1 protein-coding gene is annotated in these 293 nt (G+C 50.2%); it reads left to right on the forward strand.

Going from position 1 to position 293, the window contains the following annotated elements; translation table 11 throughout:
• On the forward strand, nucleotides 1–293 hold a 293-nt coding region (locus ACNKXV_RS14355; RefSeq protein ID WP_417908390.1), incomplete at both ends, for a hypothetical protein.

The raw sequence follows: 293 nt of genomic DNA on the forward strand, positions 1-293 counted from the left end.
CTTTTTGATGGATTCAGGTCTGCAACCGAAGACAGACCAGAAGGCAGTGTGATGTATGCACTAGGCAAGCATCGTCGACTCGGAATACTCTCCGAAAGTGGCAACTATTACGAAATGGACAGCCTGCTGCAGATCAAGTCCGTCGCCAACGATTCTCTTCGTCAGTGGATGTCACAGACGCTTTCTATTCCCAAGCCCTTGATTCGGGTAGAAGGCAATTCCTACTTGGTGACAGATGCCAACGGTGGCACGTGGAGGCTGCCATTGGGAGAGTCGATTTACACAGACTTGAT

Source organism: Christiangramia aquimixticola, from assembly GCF_048285835.1.
Taxonomy (GTDB): Bacteria; Bacteroidota; Bacteroidia; order Flavobacteriales; family Flavobacteriaceae; genus Christiangramia; species Christiangramia aquimixticola.